The sequence below is a fragment of the Clostridium sp. UBA5712 genome (genome assembly GCF_002419845.1).
Lineage (GTDB): Bacteria > Bacillota > Clostridia > Clostridiales > Clostridiaceae > Clostridium_J > Clostridium_J sulfidigenes.
Window position 1 is genome coordinate 443701 of record NZ_DIGW01000011.1, and the last position, 18991, is coordinate 462691.

20 protein-coding genes are annotated in these 18991 nt (G+C 29.4%); 3 read left to right on the plus strand and 17 right to left on the minus strand.

The window, feature by feature from the left end; translation table 11 throughout:
- Positions 1–92: 92 nt before the first annotated feature.
- On the plus strand, positions 93–974 hold the full coding sequence (locus B3B03_RS08360) for a hypothetical protein (RefSeq protein ID WP_346876984.1): 882 nt from the start codon (positions 93–95) through the stop codon (positions 972–974).
- 85 nt (positions 975–1059) lie between these two features.
- Here the strand turns inward: B3B03_RS08360 and B3B03_RS08365 are convergent, their stop codons facing one another.
- The 15 genes from B3B03_RS08365 to B3B03_RS08435 all read right to left on the minus strand — a co-directional run bounded on the left by B3B03_RS08365 (position 1060) and on the right by B3B03_RS08435 (position 15562).
- Positions 1060–1938 (minus strand): DegV family protein, encoded by an 879-nt coding sequence (locus B3B03_RS08365; protein WP_346846495.1) that lies wholly within the window; start codon positions 1936–1938, stop codon positions 1060–1062.
- Between the two features lie 150 nt (positions 1939–2088).
- A complete protein-coding gene (locus B3B03_RS08370) occupies positions 2089–2652 on the minus strand; it encodes a ferritin family protein (protein WP_346846494.1) in 564 nt (187 codons plus the stop codon).
- A gap of 177 nt (positions 2653–2829) precedes the next feature.
- Entirely contained in the window at positions 2830–3690 is an 861-nt protein-coding gene (speE, locus tag B3B03_RS08375) for a polyamine aminopropyltransferase (protein WP_346846493.1), read from the minus strand.
- Positions 3691–3716: 26 nt separating this feature from the next.
- Positions 3717–4526, minus strand: a complete 810-nt coding sequence (gene speD / locus B3B03_RS08380; protein WP_035134951.1) for an adenosylmethionine decarboxylase — start codon at positions 4524–4526, stop codon at positions 3717–3719.
- A 188-nt stretch (positions 4527–4714) separates the two neighbouring features.
- Entirely contained in the window at positions 4715–4855 is a 141-nt protein-coding gene (locus B3B03_RS08385) for an LDCC motif putative metal-binding protein (RefSeq protein ID WP_156964382.1), read from the minus strand.
- A gap of 132 nt (positions 4856–4987) precedes the next feature.
- Positions 4988–5203 carry a hypothetical protein gene (locus B3B03_RS08390; protein ID WP_346876985.1) on the minus strand — a complete coding sequence of 72 codons (216 nt, stop codon included), beginning with the start codon at positions 5201–5203 and terminating at the stop codon, positions 4988–4990.
- Positions 5204–5461: 258 nt separating this feature from the next.
- The gene (locus B3B03_RS08395) at positions 5462–7483 is read right to left on the minus strand and encodes a methyl-accepting chemotaxis protein (RefSeq protein ID WP_346876986.1); all 2022 of its coding nucleotides are present in this window, start codon (positions 7481–7483) and stop codon (positions 5462–5464) included.
- Between the two features lie 286 nt (positions 7484–7769).
- Positions 7770–8777 (minus strand): hydrogenase expression/formation protein HypE, encoded by a 1008-nt coding sequence (hypE, locus tag B3B03_RS08400; protein WP_346876987.1) that lies wholly within the window; start codon positions 8775–8777, stop codon positions 7770–7772.
- An 84-nt stretch (positions 8778–8861) separates the two neighbouring features.
- A complete protein-coding gene (gene hypD, locus B3B03_RS08405) occupies positions 8862–9953 on the minus strand; it encodes a hydrogenase formation protein HypD (RefSeq protein ID WP_346876988.1) in 1092 nt (363 codons plus the stop codon).
- Between the two features lies 1 nt (position 9954).
- Entirely contained in the window at positions 9955–10173 is a 219-nt protein-coding gene (locus B3B03_RS08410; RefSeq protein ID WP_346846488.1) for a HypC/HybG/HupF family hydrogenase formation chaperone, read from the minus strand.
- Position 10174: 1 nt separating this feature from the next.
- Positions 10175–12478 carry a carbamoyltransferase HypF gene (hypF, locus tag B3B03_RS08415; RefSeq protein WP_346876989.1) on the minus strand — a complete coding sequence of 768 codons (2304 nt, stop codon included), beginning with the start codon at positions 12476–12478 and terminating at the stop codon, positions 10175–10177.
- Position 12479: 1 nt separating this feature from the next.
- A complete protein-coding gene (gene hypA / locus B3B03_RS08420) occupies positions 12480–12821 on the minus strand; it encodes a hydrogenase maturation nickel metallochaperone HypA (RefSeq protein WP_346846486.1) in 342 nt (113 codons plus the stop codon).
- Positions 12814–13275, minus strand: a complete 462-nt coding sequence (locus B3B03_RS08425) for a hydrogenase maturation protease (protein WP_346846485.1) — start codon at positions 13273–13275, stop codon at positions 12814–12816. Before B3B03_RS08425 ends, hypA begins: the two co-directional genes overlap by 8 nt.
- On the minus strand, positions 13272–14687 hold the full coding sequence (locus tag B3B03_RS08430; protein WP_346846484.1) for a nickel-dependent hydrogenase large subunit: 1416 nt from the start codon (positions 14685–14687) through the stop codon (positions 13272–13274). The genes B3B03_RS08425 and B3B03_RS08430 overlap by 4 nt, the downstream gene beginning before the upstream one ends.
- A gap of 2 nt (positions 14688–14689) precedes the next feature.
- A complete protein-coding gene (locus tag B3B03_RS08435) occupies positions 14690–15562 on the minus strand; it encodes a hydrogenase small subunit (protein ID WP_346846483.1) in 873 nt (290 codons plus the stop codon).
- 201 nt (positions 15563–15763) lie between these two features.
- Here B3B03_RS08435 and B3B03_RS08440 point away from each other — a divergent pair, with 201 nt between their 5' ends.
- Positions 15764–16309: a glutathione peroxidase gene (locus B3B03_RS08440; RefSeq protein WP_346876990.1), complete on the plus strand. Its 546-nt coding sequence runs from the start codon at positions 15764–15766 to the stop codon at positions 16307–16309.
- A gap of 16 nt (positions 16310–16325) precedes the next feature.
- The gene (locus B3B03_RS08445; RefSeq protein ID WP_346846481.1) at positions 16326–16754 is read left to right on the plus strand and encodes a MarR family transcriptional regulator; all 429 of its coding nucleotides are present in this window, start codon (positions 16326–16328) and stop codon (positions 16752–16754) included.
- A gap of 65 nt (positions 16755–16819) precedes the next feature.
- Here the strand turns inward: B3B03_RS08445 and B3B03_RS08450 are convergent, their stop codons facing one another.
- Together B3B03_RS08450 and B3B03_RS08455 are read right to left on the minus strand one after the other, a co-directional pair.
- Positions 16820–17767 carry a 4Fe-4S binding protein gene (locus tag B3B03_RS08450; protein WP_346876991.1) on the minus strand — a complete coding sequence of 316 codons (948 nt, stop codon included), beginning with the start codon at positions 17765–17767 and terminating at the stop codon, positions 16820–16822.
- A 203-nt stretch (positions 17768–17970) separates the two neighbouring features.
- A complete protein-coding gene (locus B3B03_RS08455) occupies positions 17971–18873 on the minus strand; it encodes a LysR family transcriptional regulator (protein ID WP_346876992.1) in 903 nt (300 codons plus the stop codon).
- Positions 18874–18991 lie beyond the last annotated feature (118 nt).

An 18991-nucleotide genomic window follows, 5' to 3' on the forward strand; every position in this document is an offset into this window, starting at 1 on the left:
AAGTCTCTAAAATTTCTTTATTTATTTTTTGTACTATTTTTTTAATATTATCTATTCTTATATTTATATTTATTACTAAAGAAAATCCCATTATGGGCATTGTTTTTAGCTTGATTTTACTTGTACTTTCTATTTTCTTTATGTATCTATTTATAAATATTGAAATTCTAAAGAAATTTCAAATTGAAATTACTTATGAATATATTAAAATCACTACACCATTTATTAAAAAATTTGCATTTTGGAAAGATATTTATAATATACAAATCTATAATTATCAAAATAATCCTATGTTATCTTTCTTGCTAATTAAGGACCTAAATAAAAAAACAAAATCATCTATATGTAATAATTTAAATTCACTTTTAGGGATTCCACCAACTTCCTTTCAGATATCTCTTAATCTTTTTAAAGATATAGATATGGAAAAACTTTATAATACTATAATTATGCAACTAGACAAAGTATCTGTAAATGATACTGATGTAATTACCGAGATTTCAAATAATATTTATAACAAACCAAATAATAACCTAATTAAATCAATTATACTTTCCTTTATTTTTACATTTATAATTGGAATTATATATGGATTCTCCATATATAAGCTAGAAAGCAATTATTTAATTATACCTATATTGGGTTCTTTATTAATTATATCTGTCTTTAATAAATACTATTTAGAAAAATCTTTTAAATTATCTATTAGATGTTTAGTAGGTTTTATCTGTTCTCTTCAAGTGCCTATTTCAATTATTTCTATGCTGTTCATAGATTTAAAATCATTATTACCACACACCAAATTACTAATGATACTAAAAATGTTAAAGTCAGATGTAAAATATATAATTTATAATCCCATTGACCATTTTTTACTCTTCTTAATTTTTATAGTATGTTTTGGAATTGGATTCTTATATGGAAGAGTTTCTAAAAAAAATTCAGAAGAAAACTCTGAATTTCTAGATATATAAAAGAATCCTAGGTTAAATTACCACTAACCTAGGCTTCTTTTGCTATATTATAAATAAATATTCCATAATAATTCTTAATAAGTTCTTATTTTAAGTTTTTGTTTCCCATAAATGTTAGTCCTATCATTCCTTGACCAGTGTGAGTTCCAATTATTGGACCTATAGTACTAATAATAATATCTTTTACGAGTTCCTTTTCTCTAATAATATTAGCAAGATACTCAGCTCTTTCTAAGCTATCTGCATGACCTATGATAATAGTTTGTTCCTTCAGGTTTATACCATCTTCTAGCATCTTATCTAGTAATTTCTCCAAGGATTTTTTTTCTCCTCTTACTTTAGATACATTTACTAACTTTCCCTCATAGTCAACACTCAATACAGGCTTTATCTTTAAGGTTGTCCCAATAATTGCTTCCACTGAAGAAATCCTTCCACCTCGTTTTAAGTGATGTAAATCTTCAACTGTAAACCAGTGACAAGTATTATTTCTATGTTCTTCTATCCACTTCACCAATTCCTCAATGGATAAGCCTTCTTCTTTTTTCATTGCAGCATTATATACTAGAAGCCCTTCCCCAACTGAAGCTGAAAGAGAGTCAACTGATATAATTTTTCTTTCAGGGTATTCCTCTTTAAGATCTTGTATCACTAATTGAGAGTTATTATATGTTCCACTAAGTCCTGAAGAAAACGCTATATATAAAATATCCTTTCCTTCCTTCAGTAGCTTTTCAAAGCACTCTCTATAAGTAAAATAATTTATCTGTGTTGTAACAGAAGTATCACCATTTTTTAGTCTCTCGTAAAACTCATGGCTTGTCATTTCTCTCTCATCAGGATAGTGTGTATAGGTTTTATTTTCCATATCAAAGGCCATAGGTATAATGCCTATATTTATTTTCTCTATATTATCAAGAGGTAAATCTACCGTTGAATCTGTAATAATAACATAATCTTTCATATATTCTCCTCCTTTATAATTCATTTTTTCCATACTATATTCGCCTAAAATACTATTTTAACATTTTTTAAGCCTAATGTATATGAATAGATTTCTCAATTTGTTCATATAGTAACTAATTTTCTTGTGTTTAATCTATATAAAGCTTATCTATATTAAATTATACTCATAGGTAAGCTCTATATGTTCCTTTTCCACTTCAATTAAAGCTTGGAAAACTCTTTTTACATTTTCATCGCATACTTCATTCTTATATCTTTCATAATAGTAAACAGCATGCTCTTCTCTTTCCTTTGCCAATTTCAAAAGTGCTTCGTCACTATCATACTTGTCATAGTTTATTTTAGTCAAAGCAGGTGTTTTAGTAAAACCTCCTAATCCCATATGAACCTTTGAATGAAAAATTTCTATTTTTGATAAAGCCTGAAAAGCCTTAGAAACTTCTTCACTCTTTGCTTTTTTAGCTGCTTCTTTATAAAACTCTCCATTAAATATTTCAAGCTTAACGGCATGGTCTAAAATTCTTAATGTGTTTATATCTAGCTTCTTACTATCTACTTCAATAACTTCATCATCACCACTTAAATAAATACTGCTTACTCCACAGAACGGACAGTATACTATGTTACTTATAGAATTTTTATTTATAAAAGCAAATGAATTAAAATCATAATTCTTTTCATTAATATTCATTCCACATATTTTACACTTCATATTAATTCCTCCTAAACTCAATATACATTTTACCATATATTCAAAATGTTTAAAAATAAAAAACCTTTAAAACATGTTAAATTAATTTTAATATGTCAAAGGTTTTTTATTAATATTTTTAATTTTATCTATATAGAAAAATATATCTTCAATTTCTTTTATTATGTATATTGAATATTATTCTTCATCACAAGCATGATCTAGCATATCTAAAACATAGTTAGGGAGAGCAAAAGATCCCACATGTAAGTCTGTATTATAATACTTAGTCTTTAACCCTAAAGAGTTCCATGCCTCAGCATTTAAATCTTTTACTGGATCATACTTTTTAGATGCGAATCCAAATAACCAATGTCCTGATGAGTAAGTTGGAATATGAACTTGATACACTTTCCCTATTGGGAAGGATTCTTTTATACGCTTATGAGCTCTCTTCATAGAACTAGCATACATTTCATAATAAGGACTTTCATGTTGATTTACTAAAATTCCTTCTTCATTTAATGCATCGTAACAATCTCTATAGAATTCTTTTGTAAATAAGCCCTCTCCAGGTCCTATTGGATCAGTAGAATCTACTATTATTAAATCATAGTAATTTTTCCTATTTTTTACAAATTTAATACCATCTTCAAAGTATAAGTTTACTCTTTCATCCTTTAGTTTACTTGATGTTATAGGAAAATACTCTAAACATACATCAACTACTTTTTTATCGATTTCAACCATGTCTATTTCTTTTATTGTATTATATCTTGTTAGTTCTCTGATTGTTCCACCATCTCCAGCTCCTATAACTAAAACTTTTTCAATCTTAGGATTTGTAGCCATAGGAACATGAACTATCATATCATGATAAATAAATTCATCCTTTTCTGTTATCATAACTATTCCATCTAAAGTGAAAAATCTTCCGAATTCCTTTGTCTCAAATACATCTATTCTTTGAAAATCACTTTTCCCAGCATATATTTGCTTGTCAACCTTTATTGAAAACCTAACAGTCTCTGAGTGATTCTCAGTATACCATAACTCCATTTTTCATCCTCCTAGTTAATATAATATTATTCATTATAAACATTCTTACCACTAAATATTTCTATCATTTCTTTTCTAAGTGCATTACTTATATTAAGTCTTTCTCTTGGTAAAAATTCATGAGTATCTTTTTTAAATAGGTAGTTCTGTAAATCAATTTCCTTTATAAGCATTTTAGTATGAAATATATTTGTTTGATACATGTTTATATCCATAGCATCATACTTTTGCAAAGTCTTATCATCAATATAATCTTGAATTGATTTAATTGGTGTATCTATAAAACACTTTTTACCATTAATGTCACGAGTGAATCCTCGAACACGGTAATCAATGGTAATTATATCAGAGTCAAAACTGCTAATTAGATAATCTAATGCATTTAGCGGAGAAATTTGTCCACAAGTAGATACGTCTATATCTACTCGAAAGGTTGCTATAGAATTATCTGGATGATATTCAGGATAAGTATGTACCGTTACATGACTCTTATCCAAATGTGCAACAACAGTCTCCTTAGTTTTTAAAATATATTTACCACTATTACATGATTCATCTATTACCCCATCCCCTAAAGGTTCCTCAGAAATTAATATGGTTACACTTGCACCTTGAGGATCATAGTCCTGCTTGGATATGTTTAACACATGAGCACCAATAATATCAGTAACATCGCATAATATTTTAGTTAATCTTTCTGAATTGTATTGCTCATCAATATAATCTACATACTCCTTTTGTTCTCTTTCACCCTTTGCATAGCAAATGTCATAGATGTTAAAACTTAGTGTCTTAGTAAGATTATTAAAGCCATATAATTTGATTTTATTCTCCATTCTTTTATATACACCTTTCCTTTAGATGAAATTCACTGAGTAAATTTTATTAGGAGTTGTTGAATTTGTCAATAAAAATTTAAAATATAATTATTATATTTTGTTATATGTGAAACCTTATCTATAATTTCAATGTATATACTATAAATATATCTTATAATTCTTATATTATATAAAACATTTATCTATTACTTATTTCTTATAGACTTCTTCTGATTTTGATTATTTAAATTACAGCAATCCATTTTTCTCTTCCCATATAGTTCCTCATTTTGTTTTGCAATCTTATCTAAAAAGCTATTAACCGATTTCTTTATTCTAGTAAACATGCTATCCCTCCATAATAATTATTTATTAGATTATACCAATAACTTATGTGTTTTTAATGGAGTTTTTAATTAAAATATTTTTCATAAAGTTTATGCTCTATCTTAAATAATTTATTAAATATCACTCTAAAATTATACTACGTAACATTTTATTAAGTCATCACCATCTTTATTTTTATCAGTACTTAATATTTTTTCAAGACCTTCTATGACAAAATACTCATTATCCTGTTGTCTTACCATAACTTGAGTATTACTTAACATCATAGGTTCTTTTGAACATCTATTAATTTGATCTATTGAAACATTTTTAAGTAACTGGCTTTTGGGAATTTCTCTTATATCCATAAATATCTCTCCTTTTAACATGCACAATATTGCACGAAACTAAATATATTTTGAGTTCTAACATATAGTATAAACAAATTAAAATATTTTATTTGATATTGACCTAGTTCCTTAAATTTAATTATGCATCTACATAATACTAAGTTTCTATTACATATTATACATATTATTGAGAAAAAAATTTATCCTTTTATTAAATAACTTTTGTATAAAATAAGAAGGAATACAGCTTATTCCATATTCCTTCTCTTATAATCTTTATTCAAATTTGAAAGTATTTATTATTTCTTTTAGTTTTTCAGACATATGTTGTAACTCATTAGCATGACCCGTAAGCTCCTCTGAAATTCCTGTTACCTCTTCTGTTGAAGCAGTAACCTCTTCTGAAGACGCCGCAGTCTCTTGTGATATAGATGATATATTTTCTATCTGAGTTACTACATTATCCTTCTTTTTATTAATAACTACTATATATTCACTAATTTCAGTAACTTTACTTATTAAATCTTGCACTCCTGCCATTATATCGTTAAATACAGCCTTTGCTTCGTCTACTACACCATCTTGTTCCTCTACAATTTTTTCAGTATCCTTAATAGCCACAACAGCAATGTTAGTCTTAGTTTTTATATCATCCACTATCTTCTTAATTTCCATAGTAGAATCCTTTGATTGCTCTGCTAGCTTTCTAATTTCTTCTGCTACTACTGCAAAACCTCGACCAGCTTCACCAGCTCTAGCTGCTTCAATAGATGCATTAAGAGAAAGTAAGTTAGTTTGTTCTGTAATCTGAGAAATAGTATCTGATACTGAATTTATTTTTTCTGTACTTTCATCCATATCTATAACTAACTCTGAAACCTTATTAGTGGAAACCCTTGTATCATTAGACTTTTCTATCAATGTATCTACCATGGTCAATCCTCTGTTGCTTAGGTGATTAGCATTTTCATATACCGCACCCATAGCTTCTGTAGCTTCATTTAATAATTTTAAGTTCTCTGATAATTCAATTATAGCTGTGGCTCCGTCTTGAGCACTATTAGCTTGTTCAATGGCTCCACCAGACACATCTTCTATAGCTCTTGCTACTTCACTGATAGAAGCACTAGTTTCCTCGGCTATAGCAGATAAATTTGATGAAGTTTCTAAAACTATATTAGAAGACTTGTTAACGCTTTTAATTAATGATGATATGTTTTCTATCATTCCATTGAAATTTTCACCTAAGTCTTTAAATTCATCTCTTGACTTTATATTAACATTAACCCTTAAATCTCCATCTTTAACTTTGTTAAAAGCCGTCAATAATCTATTAATATTCTTTGATATAGAATTACTAAATATTAAAGATACTGCTATAGCTATTATAGCTATTACTCCTGAGGTTAGTATAATTATATTTAGAATATTTTGTGTATCCTTTAATAGTTCTTTCTCATCCAAAGATGCTACTATTTTCCAGCCTGTTAATTGACTTGTAGTGTAAACTGCAAACTTCTTTTCCCCATTAAAATCATATTCAGTAAATCCTTCTTTATTTGAGCTTATGTCACTCCAAACAGAAAGCTTAGCAGCTTCATCAGTACCTATGATTTCTTTATTAGGATGTGCTACTAAATTACCATTTGAATCAGATACATACATGTACCCTTCGTTTCCTACCTTAATCTCAGATAATCCATCAGAAAGATTTTTTAAACTTACATTAACTCCTACAACTCCAACTACATTGCTATTTTTTTCTATAGTCTTAGCTACAGTTACTACATTTTCACCAGTAGTTGCACTTTTATATGGTGAAGTTATCACTATTTGACCTTTATTTTCCATAGCCAGTTTATACCATGGTCTAGATTTATAGTCATAATTAGCGTCAGTATTTGCTTCTGGGTAAATATGAAATTTCCCCTTTTCTGTTCCCATAAATACATTTAGAATATCTTCATCCGAATTTTTAACATCTGTCATTAATAGTTTAGCAAATTTAAAGTATTCTTCTTTATCTTCCGTTTCCACAATATTTATATTATTAGATAGTAGCTCTATAGACTTAGACATGCCGATAAAATAGTTATCTATTCCTCTATTCACCTCTAAAATTGTTTGTCTGCTTGTAGTTTCAAGCTTATCGCTTAAAATTGATTTTGATTGTGAGTATATAGTTATTCCCATTCCGGAAACTGGTACTAAACAAATCAGTAAAAGTATAACTATAAGTTTGACTCTAATGCTCTGTAATTTAAATTTCTTAAGCTTATTAAGTTTCTTATGTTTCATATTTTTTCCTCCTAAGTGTATAATTTTTTTAATTTATATATTTTTGTAATTTATATACTTATTATTAATAATGATTAAATTACTTAAAAATCTATAATATTTAATCTATAAAAATATTTCTTTAATCCTTTCTTTAAATTTAATTACAAAATATATTATAAAACTTACTATTATATACTCGAGTACATCTTATTTATCTTTATAAATAATTTAATTATATTTTTATTGAATATAGGTATTTTTAATAATAAAAAAGAAGCAAAATTTCTCTCACTTCTTAAATCAATCAACATATTCTTGGGATTAATTCTCCTTGTAGCATTCCCAAAACCTTAGTTCCTCCAATGTAAGTTTTTAAATATAATTTACTTTTGCCATCATCTAGTACCTTACCAATAATAGCGCCTTCTCTTCCTAAAGGATTTGATTTAATTACATTTAAAACCCTATGAGCATCTTTATTACTTACAATACAAATTAACTTGCCTTCATTAGCCATATAAAGAGGATCAAATCCTAAAAGATCACAAAAATTCCTTACATCCTCTCTTATAGGTATATCTTTTTGCCATATTTCCATAGACTTTCCACTAGTGCTCACTAACTCCTTTAAAGTGTTAGCTAACCCTCCTCTAGTTGGATCTCGCATTACTCTAATTTCATTGCTAGTATCCATTATAGCTTTTGTTAGTTCATTAAGAGCAGCACAATCACTCTTTAAACCTGACTCTATATCTAAATTTTCTCTTTCATTTATAATAGATGTGCCATGATCTCCAATAGTACCACTTATAATTATTGCATCTCCTTCTTTTATCTCCTTTATGTTTAACTGATAATTATTTTTTTCTATATATCCTATTCCTGTTGTATTAATATAAATTTTATGACCTTTTCCTCTTTGTACAACCTTAGTATCTCCTGTTACTATTTTAACTCCTATTTTATTAGCAGTATCAGCCATAGATTTTACTATTTTCTCTAAATCTTTAATTTCTAATCCTTCTTCAAGAATAAAACCAGCAGATATATATATGGGAGTTGAACCACTTACGCACAAATCATTCACAGTACCACAAATACTCAGTTTCCCTATATCTCCCCCCTTAAAAAACAGAGGATCTACCACAAAACTATCTGTAGTTACTGCTATTTTCCCCTTAATCATATCTAATATAGCTGAATCCCCTTGTTCCTTTAATATATCATTATTAAAATACCTTAGAAATACATTCTTTATTAATTTATACGTTTCCTCTCCTCCACTCCCATGGGCTAATGTTATAACTTCCATAGCTCCTCCTAATATTAAACTTCAAAATAATTTAAATATGCATATAATTAAACTTGTTACCTTATTCTATGTTAAACTTATAAGCTACAATTCTTTTGTACTGTATACAATACCACAACTTCCTTCTTTAGATACCATGCATGGACCAATTGGAGTCCTTGGTGTACACATCTTTCCAAAAGCATTACAATCCATAGGACTTTTTATTCCCCTTAATATATCTCCACAAATACACTGATTATTTTTATTTACAATTTTATTTTTTAAAGAAAATTTATTTCTAGCATCAAAGTAGCTATATTCCTCTCTTAGTTTATATCCTGTACCGTCTATTTCTCCAAAACCCCTCCAAAAACTAGATGAAGTTTCAAAGACCTGATTTAATATCTCTTGTGCTTTTCTATTTCCTTCTGGATAAACAAAACCTTTATATAAATTTTCACATCCGTAATTACCTCTCTCTTTTTTATATATGATATAAAGTATCCCAACTAATATATCTATAGCCTTGAAGCCGCATATAGCCATAGGAGTTTTATACTCATTAGATAATCTCTCAAAGGGTCTGCAACCAATTATTGTTGCTACATGTCCTGGACATATAAATCCATGAATTTTAACTTCTTCATCTAAAATTAGGGTAGACATAACCTTAGGCATAGCCTTTAGAGAATTCAAAATAAAAAAATTATTTACATTTTTCTCTAATGCTTCTTTTATTGTAAGAGCTATTATAGGTGCTGTAGTTTCAAAGCCTATAGCTAAAAAAACTATAATCTTATCTCTATTATTTATTGCTATCTTCAAAGCATCTAATGGGGAATATACAACTTCTACCTTTCTTCCTTTAGCCATCTGTTCTCTTAATGAGCTACAACTCCCTGGAACTTTAATCATGTCGCCAAAGGTAGTTATTATTACATCTTTTTTCTCACTTAACTCTATGGCATGATCTATATAGCTCTCATCTGTTACACAAACAGGACATCCTGGTCCTGATAACAACCTAATATTAGGTGGTAACAGCTTATCAATACCTGAATTATAAATACTTCGTGTATGTGTACCACAAACCTCCATTATATTTATGTTTTCCTTACACCTTTCCTTTATGTTTTTTAATAGTTTAATTGCCAAATTAATTTCCCTTGAATTTCCTTCATCTCTATAAAACATACTAAAAGTCTCCCATTAACTCCTTAAATATTATTAAAGTCTCCATAGCCTCTTTTTCTTCTATTTTTTCAATGGCACAACCAACATGAACCAAAACATATTCTCCAACAACTAAATTTTCTATTAGACTAGTATTAATTTTTTTTCTTAAACTCCCAAATTCAACTAAGGAATTACCTTCACATATTTCTAATACCTTTCCTGGAATGGCTACACACATATTAATTCTCCTTACATAACTCATTTCCAATAACTATCTGACCTATAGACAATCCCCCATCATTGCAAGGTATTAATCTATGGGTTATAACTTGAAATCCACTGTCCTTCAACGACGTCTCAATTCCTTCTAATAAAATAGAGTTTTGAAATACACCTCCACTTAAAGCTACCTTATTTAGGCTATATTCTTCTCTTAACTTAATACAAATTTTATTTGAAAAATCTATTATAGTATTATGAACTTTTAGAGCTATACACCCTTTATCAATGTTATTATTTAAATCCTTTATAATGCCTCTAATTATATTATTTATATTTATAATATAAGGCAGGCTACCACTAATTTCCCATTGATATATATTCTCACACCTTTTTATATAATCATAATTATTAGTACCCTTTAAAGAATCAATGAAATCTTCTGCTAAGCTTTCAACATACATAGCAGCCTCTCCTTCATAGGATACTTCTTTGTTAAAATCTAAAAGACTGGCAATTCCATCAAATAGTCTTCCCATACTAGAAGTTAGTGGACAATTAAAATTCTTTCTTAGCATGTTAATAATTATCCTTGATTCCATACCATAAAAATATTTACAAGCAGCTTCTTCAATCTCCTCTTCCTTTAAAACTCCAAACAAAAGAGATAGTCCAATTCTCCATGGAAATTTTACTGCTCTATCCCTTCCAGGCAAAGGAATATATTTTAAGTGTGCTCCCCTAATAAAGTTCTTTTTATCACATATTAAAAACTCTCCTCCCCAAAGGTTTCCATCTTCTCCATATCCCACTCCATCAAAGGCTATCCCTATAACTTTATCCTTTTCTTTATTTTCTATCATGCAGCTCACTATGTGACTATGATGATGATAAACACCTAAAGTTTTCACCTTGTTTTTATCTAAATAATTCTTACTCCAATAATTAGGATGCATATCATGAATAATTGTATTCGGTTCAACTTTAAAAATATTCTTCATGTGCTTTAACACTCTATTAAATCTTAAATAATTCTCTTCTCCCTCCATGTCTCCAATATAAGGACTTGTAAAAATACAATCTCCACTTCCAAGAGAAAATGAATTTTTAAATTGAGATCCTAAGGCTAGGATATTTTCTTTGAATATATACTTATTATAGTAAGGGGCATAACCTCTACCAGCCCTTATAACCCTACCGTAACCACCAATTACTTGAACTACAGAATCATCAACGGGCATATTAATTTCTCTATTATGAATAAAAAAATAATCTACTATTTCCATAAGATTGTCTATAGCCTCTATATCCTCATATATTATTGGCATAGTACTTAGATTCCCGCTAGTAAAAACTAAAATATCTATGTTGTTACCAAATATTAAATAATGAAGGGGAGAATAGGGTAATACTACTCCTAGTCTTTTATTATTAAAAGAAATATTAGTTGGTAGTTTATTGTTCTTTTTCTTTAAAAGCAATATAGGTTTCTTATTTCCTGTTAAAATTTCTTTTTCTTCATTATTTACATAACAATATTTTTCTACTACATTTATATCTTTCATCATAAGGGCTAATGCCTTATCTGGTCTATGTTTTCTAAGCCTTAGTTTTTCTATAGCTAGTTCATTATTTCCATCACAAACAAGATTAAAACCACCTATGCCCTTAACTCCAATTATTTTTCCTTCCCTTAAATACTTTCTCACACTTTCAAATTTATCGCTAGATTTTATAGGGCTCCCCTTATTATCTAAGAGGATTACTCTTGGACCACAAGAGGAACAACAGGTAGGCTCTGCATGAAATCTTCTATCATCAGGATTTTCATATTCTTTCTTACATTTGTCACACATAATAAAATTATCCATAGAAGTATATTCTCTATCATAGGGAGTATTTTTTATTATTGAAAATCGAGGACCACAATTTGTACAATTTATAAAAGGATATAAATATCTTCTTGGATTATTACTATCCCCTAGCTCTTTTTCACACTCCTTACATGTAGCTATATCTGGAGAAATTAAAGTCCTCCCCTTCTCTTCGGTACTTTCTACTATGAGAAACTCCTTATAATCCTTTAGGCTTTTTTTATTCTCAACTACTACTTCTTCAATACTACTTAACTCAGGTGCCCTTTCCTTAAGGTTAGTTAAAAAATTATCTATACCTACTTCAGCTCCTTGAATTTCCATAACCACTCCCTTACTTGTATTATTCACCCAACCTGATAGTTGATTTTCTAAAGCTATTCTATATACAAAAGGTCTAAATCCTACGCCTTGAACTGTCCCTTTAACTATAATTCCTTTTCTAATCACTTTATTCTCCTTCTATTCTGTAGAGTAAAATTTCATAACCTGAAGTTATTTCATTACTTATCTGATTACAAATAGGACACTTTCTATTTGTAGTCTTTAAAGGAAATTCCTTATGACAATTATTACAATATGCCTTACTTAATAACTTTTCTATAATAAGTTTTGCACCCTCACAACAACTCCCTGAACTCATTTCTTTAAAAATAAAATCAATGGAGGAATTATCTATACAAGAAAATTCTCCTATTTGTAAAAATACTTTTGATACCTTAGTTATATTATTTTTAATACACTGTTTCTCAACCATATCTATAACGTAACTAATTATTGAAATTTCATGCATTTATATCACCAATTATCCTTTTAATTTCCCTAAATACTTTTTTAGTAATTTCAGAAAATTTATCCTTTAAAGTATTAGATAACTCTAAGGAATAATTCACCTTTTCCACTTCAATACCAACTAAATATCCAGCAATTTCTCTATATTCTTCTCTTAAAACCCTCAAAAGATTTTCACTATGCATATCTCTGCAAGGGTTAATAAATTTATCACATTCCTTTAAATTTAAGACTGAAACTCTGCCAGGTTCAATTCCAAAGTAGGTACTGTCTACCAGAATAACAGTATCTTCCTTATTAATTTCATTTAAATAATATATATAATCAATTCCAACTATTAATACCTTAACTTCTTTGCTATAGCTTTCCAGTTGGGCCCCTATGAACTCCATTACCTTTACTCCTATACCATCATCACCCAAAATAATATTTCCTATGGCAAAAATCTTTATCATAGTATATTTATTGTTATAGGCTCATATTTATCACTGGTTACATGTGCGGCACAGTTTAAACATGGATCAAAGCTTCTTACTATACGTCCTATTTCTACTGGATGGACCATATCTTTTATTTCCGTTCCTATCAACGCTTCTTCCACTGGCCCTTTTATTCCCCTATTATCAGTAGGTGATAAATTCCAAGATGAAGGTGGTATTAAAGTATAGTGGTGTACTAACTTATTTTTAATAGACAACCAATGTCCTAGGGATCCTCTCTCTGCTTCTATTAATCCAACGCCTCTTGATTCCTCAGGTATTTCCCATTGCTCTTGATAAGCCTTTTTTAGTTTTAATAAATCTATTAATCCCTCTATAGCTTCACAAAGTCTCTTCGCCTCTATTGATTTAGCAATTATTCTATCCATAATAGATACTCCTCCACTATAGTCACCACTTAAAGTCATTCTAGCTAGTGCCCCAACCTCCATAGGATTCCCCTTATATCTAGGTGCATTAACCCAACTATATGCTTCTGGTTTATAAGGATTATAGGTGATTTTATTGTCTTCTCCTGGTATTAAAGTTTGCAAATCTGATTCTACCCAAGTTTTAGAAATATCTTCTGCTATATTGCTAGACTGAAATTCTTCTCTAATTCCATTTATCATTACTCCAGTTGATACCATTTTAATTGGATGCAAGTAATTGTCATACAATCCATAACTCATAAAATTCTTATATCCATCACCAATTTTAAAATAATCTTCATAAGTGGCTGCTATAGTATATACATCCGGTATAAGCTTATCTACAATAAAACTTTTTATTACTTTTATACTATATTTAATGTTTTCTATTTGTGGTATATCAATATTGGTAGTTGTGCCACCTACAAAAATGCCATGACAATGAGGAACTTTTCCAGCTAATTCAGCTACAGCTCTATGTGCTTCTCTACTATACCTTACTGCTCCTAAGTAATCTTCATTTATTCTTTTTGTATCCTCTCTAGATAACCTGTAATCAGCAGCTTTAGCACTTTCCGTTTTATACAACGGATTTATATGAACTATATCTACATAATCTGGAAATACGAAAAAATATATGTGCCTCAAATAATTCTGCAAAAATTCAAATCCGTTAGCAATATCTCTAACTACTTTTCCATTAAAATCAGGTGTAACTTTCATTGCATCTTCTAGACATAAAGTAGCAGCTACAGCATGATGGGTAGAACAAATTCCACATACCCTTGGAGCCAGTCTTATAATATCTAAGGGATATCTACCTTTAAACATCTCCTCAAATCCCCTAAACTGACTTCCACTACTTTTTGCATCTATAATCTTATTATTAACTACATTTACTTCTATATTTAAAAGTCCACTTACCCTAGTCAATGGATCAATTACTATCTTAGTCATAATTAAACTCCTCCATATTTTACAAAAGGCTCTGTTCCATCTGGAAATCTAGGGCCTGCACAGCCTATACAATTAGTATTATCCCCGATAGGCCAATTATCAGTGCCATTCCATCGACTTACAGGACAATATGCATGGGTTATTGGACCTCTGCACCCTAGAGAAAATAAACATTCTGGATCTCCAAATTTCTTAGCAAATATCCCATTATCAAAAAACCTTCTTCTTGGACAATTGTCATGAATTGTCTCTCCATAATAAGCCTTTGGTCTTCCATCACTATCAACTTCTGGCATACCATAGGATGTAATATAACCCAAAATCCCCATAGTCCAGACAGGATTTGCAGGACAACCTGGTATTCTAATAATGTCATCTCTTTTTAAAAACTCTGATATGCTAACTCCATTAGATATATTAGGTCTTGCTGCAGTAGGTCCTCCATAACAAGCACATGTTCCCACAGAAATAATATATTTAGCGTTTTTAGCTATAGTTTCTACCGCCTCCATTGCTGTTATTTTTCTTCCATTATAGGTAGCAACAGTAGTAAATAGACCATTATCTCTTAATGGTACTGCGCCACAAACTAAAAATATATATTCAGTATCCAAAATTTCAAATATTCTCTCATAGCTTTCTTGTCCCTCATCTCCATTTATACTGCCAAAGAAAATCATATTAACAAATTCCTTTAGCATATATATAACATCTGGTTCATCTCCATTTAACAGAGAAATTACTTCTCCAAAACACCCTGATATCTCTAACCATATAGCATTGATTCTCCCCTTTTTACCTTGTTGTACTTCTTCAATAGCTCTTTTTGCATAGGAGATAGCCAATTCTTCTTTATTTCTTAGAAAATTACACATAATTATTCCTCTTTTAAATTACTACTATAATAATAGTTTTTTAGTATAAATTTTATGCAATATTTTTAAATTAATTTTATTTTCATATTGACATACTTAAGATTCCACTGTAATATTAACTTAAAGATATCTATTGTGCACAATTTAATTGTTAGCTATTTTGTATTACACTATATACCCATCATAAAAGGAGAAATATATATGAATATTTATGATTTTAAAGTTAAAACTATAGACGGAGAAGAAACTACTTTAGAAAAATACAAAGGTAAGGTTCTAGTGGTTGTAAACACAGCTAGTAAATGTGGATTTACACCTCAATATTCTGATTTAGAAAATATCTATAAAAAATATAAGGATATGGGGCTAGAAATTTTAGGCTTCCCATGTAATCAATTTGCCGAACAAGAACCTGGTAATAACAATGATGTAAAAGCATTTTGTCAGTTAAACTATGGTGTTACCTTCCCATTATTTGAAAAGGTAGATGTTAAGGGACAGACAGCTCATCCCCTATTCAAGTTTTTAAGTAATTCTATGCCTTTTAAGGGTTTTGATTTAAGTACCCCTAGCGGAAGACTACTAGATAACATCTTGAAAGAAAAATACCCTGAGTATATTATTGGTAATAGTATTAAGTGGAACTTCACTAAATTCTTAATAGACAGAGATGGAAATATAGTAAATAGATTTGAATCTCCTGTAGATCCTATGGATATGATTCCAGAGATAGAAAAAATTTTATAGGACTGAGGTTTCTAATATGAGTTATGAACACTTAGATATTGATAAGCAACTATGCTTTGCTTTATATGCTTCTTCAAAAGCTATAATAAAAAGTTATAAGCCACTATTAGATGAACTTGGCATTACTTACACTCAATATATTACCCTTTTAGTCCTTTGGAAAGAGGATAATATAACTGTAAAAGAGTTAGGCAAGAAACTTTATTTGGATTCTGGAACCCTTACACCTGTATTAAAAAGACTTGAATCCATGGATATAATACAAAGGATAAGAGCTTCTCAAGATGAAAGAAATGTATATGTGAAACTAACAGATAAAGGTATTTCAATGAAGGATAAAGCTTCAAAAATACCTGAAAAGATGTTCTGTAGTACTGGTCTTTCTTTAGATGAAGTATCAGACTTAAGAGAAAAACTTAAATTTTTATTAAATAATCTACAATAGAAAAACAAGCTAGGTACAAGTATTTCAACTTAAACCTAGCTTACTTTTTTATTTCTATATCTTAATTAACAGGAATAGTTTCTCTTGGTGTGGACCTCTGCCTTTAATATTTCTTCTTTCTCTTTTAGAATTTCATTACCTAGTATTCCTTTAGATACTTCTTCAAATCCAATTCTCTCTACCATATCACCAAATCTTTCTCCAGTTTTTCCGTTATCTCTATAATATAAAATTGCTTTTTCTATTATATCCATAGCCTCATCATATAAATAAACCCCTTTCAATGGTTCACCACGTCTTGGAGTTTTACCCCATTTCCCACCTATAAATAGTTTTACACCATCTTTTTTGCATACCATTGAACCAAAATGACATTTATCTATACAAAGTCCACAGTTTGTACACTTCTCCCTATCTATTTGAAGCTTTCCATTAATAACTTTTGCTGCTCCTTTTTTACAAGCCTCTTCTACTGAACACTTTTTACATCCTAAACATAAATCCTCATTACAATCTGGTACTCTTTGACCCATTATGCCAAAATCATTTAAGTCTGGCTTTATACAGTTATTTGGACATCCACCTATACCTATTTTAAACTTATGTGGCAAAAGTACATTGTAATATCCTTTATAAAATCTTTCATGTATTTTCCTTGCTAATTCTTGTGTATCTAAAAGCCCAAATATACATACGGTTCCTTTGCACGCTACTACAGGTCTAACTCTCGGACCCGTCCCTCCCCCTTCTAGTCCTGCTTCACTAAGCTCTTCTTTTACCTTTTGAATATCTTCAAATCTTATCCATGGAATTTCTACTGTAAGTCTTGTAGTATAACTCATATATCCTCTTCCATATTTTTCTGATATTTCAGAAAGGACTCTTGTTTCCTTTGAATTTAAGCATCCGTCCTCAGTTATAACTCTACATGCAAAGTGTATTCCATCTCTTTGTGGAAGAAATCCTTGACCCTTTAATTTTGATTTTTCTTCTGCTGATGCTATTACTGCCATTTTCTTCACTACCCTTCTTTATTTCATTGTATTGACATTCTAATTGTTAATCTTTCTGCACTTGTCATATCCTTGTACTATTTTCATGTTTATTATATCTCTGCAATTTTACAAAGTGAACTTAAGATTAGTTATAGTAAGATAAAGATTCTTTATACTTAGGATAACTTTAATATAAAATAGAGACTAAATTAGAAGATGTTTTATTCTAATTCAGTCTCATCACATTGCTTTTTACAAAAATCAATAAAGTTCTTTATAAAATCCATATTTGAGTTTTTTAAATATATAAAATTAAATTCTCTTTTCATTTTCATATTTTTGATTGATAATGCTTTAAATTTTTTACACATCAATGGTGAATTTAATGCTTCCTTTGATACCACTGTTGCTCCAAGTCCAGATTCTACTAAAGACATAATTGCCGTTATATCTCCAATTTCCATATAAGGATTAATATTCTTAGGTTCAAATCCTTGCTGCACCATATAATCTTCAAATATCTGCCTTGTCCCAGATCCTTTTTCTCTTAGTATAAGTTTTTCTGAAAGAATTTCATCCATTGTTATTTTCTTTTTCTTAGCCATTTCATGACTTTTTGAAATAGCAAATACTAGTTCATCATCTTTAAATTTTTCATAAATCACCTTACTTTTATCAAAGGGGCCCTCTATAACACCCAATATAATCTCACCACTAAAGAGTTTTTGGATTATATTCCCTGTATTTTCCACATGAAGTATTACATCTATGTTTTTGTTGCTCACCTTATAATTTCCTATGATAGATGGAAGTACATATCCCCCTATAGTAAGAGTTGCGCCTACATTATATCTCTTTATAATAGATGATTCATTTGAAAGATGGTTTTTTGCTAATTTACTTATTTTATCAATTTCTAAAGCATACTTATAAAGTATCCTTCCTGCCCCCGTAAGCTCCATGTTCTTATTTTTTTTTTCTAATAACTTCACATTGTAATATTCCTCTAAAAGTTTTATATGATGAGAAATTGCAGGTTGAGTCATATTTAATATGCTGGCAGCCCGTGTAAAGTTCTTTGTATCAGCCACAGTAATAAATGTTTCAAGCTTTATATCGATCACAGCTTATATCCATTCCTTCCTAAATTACAATAAGATACCCTAATTATACTACGTATATTTCTAAAGTTCCAATTCATCATATTAAATACTCTAATTACATTTTAGTTAATATTCCATC

Bases quoted from the DNA above. Each gene is read 5' to 3' on its own strand.
- B3B03_RS08360 (WP_346876984.1), top strand. From the start codon at position 93: ATGGGCATTGTTTTTAGCTTGATTTTACTTGTACTTTCTATTTTCTTT.
- B3B03_RS08365 (WP_346846495.1), bottom strand. From the start codon at position 1,938: ATGAAAGATTATGTTATTATTACAGATTCAACGGTAGATTTACCTCTT.
- speD (WP_035134951.1), bottom strand. From the start codon at position 4,526: ATGGAGAATAAAATCAAATTATATGGCTTTAATAATCTTACTAAGACA.
- B3B03_RS08395 (WP_346876986.1), bottom strand. From the start codon at position 7,483: ATGAAACATAAGAAACTTAATAAGCTTAAGAAATTTAAATTACAGAGC.
- B3B03_RS08440 (WP_346876990.1), top strand. From the start codon at position 15,764: ATGAATATTTATGATTTTAAAGTTAAAACTATAGACGGAGAAGAAACT.
- B3B03_RS08410 (WP_346846488.1), bottom strand. From the start codon at position 10,173: ATGTGTGTAGCCATTCCAGGAAAGGTATTAGAAATATGTGAAGGTAAT.
- B3B03_RS08445 (WP_346846481.1), top strand. From the start codon at position 16,326: ATGAGTTATGAACACTTAGATATTGATAAGCAACTATGCTTTGCTTTA.
- B3B03_RS08435 (WP_346846483.1), bottom strand. From the start codon at position 15,562: ATGTGTAATTTTCTAAGAAATAAAGAAGAATTGGCTATCTCCTATGCA.
- B3B03_RS08390 (WP_346876985.1), bottom strand. From the start codon at position 5,203: ATGGATATAAGAGAAATTCCCAAAAGCCAGTTACTTAAAAATGTTTCA.
- speE (WP_346846493.1), bottom strand. From the start codon at position 3,690: ATGGAGTTATGGTATACTGAGAATCACTCAGAGACTGTTAGGTTTTCA.
- B3B03_RS08370 (WP_346846494.1), bottom strand. From the start codon at position 2,652: ATGAAGTGTAAAATATGTGGAATGAATATTAATGAAAAGAATTATGAT.
- B3B03_RS08425 (WP_346846485.1), bottom strand. From the start codon at position 13,275: ATGATAAAGATTTTTGCCATAGGAAATATTATTTTGGGTGATGATGGT.
- B3B03_RS08385 (WP_156964382.1), bottom strand. From the start codon at position 4,855: ATGTTTACTAGAATAAAGAAATCGGTTAATAGCTTTTTAGATAAGATT.
- hypA (WP_346846486.1), bottom strand. From the start codon at position 12,821: ATGCATGAAATTTCAATAATTAGTTACGTTATAGATATGGTTGAGAAA.
- B3B03_RS08430 (WP_346846484.1), bottom strand. From the start codon at position 14,687: ATGACTAAGATAGTAATTGATCCATTGACTAGGGTAAGTGGACTTTTA.
- B3B03_RS08450 (WP_346876991.1), bottom strand. From the start codon at position 17,767: ATGGCAGTAATAGCATCAGCAGAAGAAAAATCAAAATTAAAGGGTCAA.
- hypD (WP_346876988.1), bottom strand. From the start codon at position 9,953: ATGTTTTATAGAGATGAAGGAAATTCAAGGGAAATTAATTTGGCAATT.
- hypE (WP_346876987.1), bottom strand. From the start codon at position 8,777: ATGGAAGTTATAACATTAGCCCATGGGAGTGGAGGAGAGGAAACGTAT.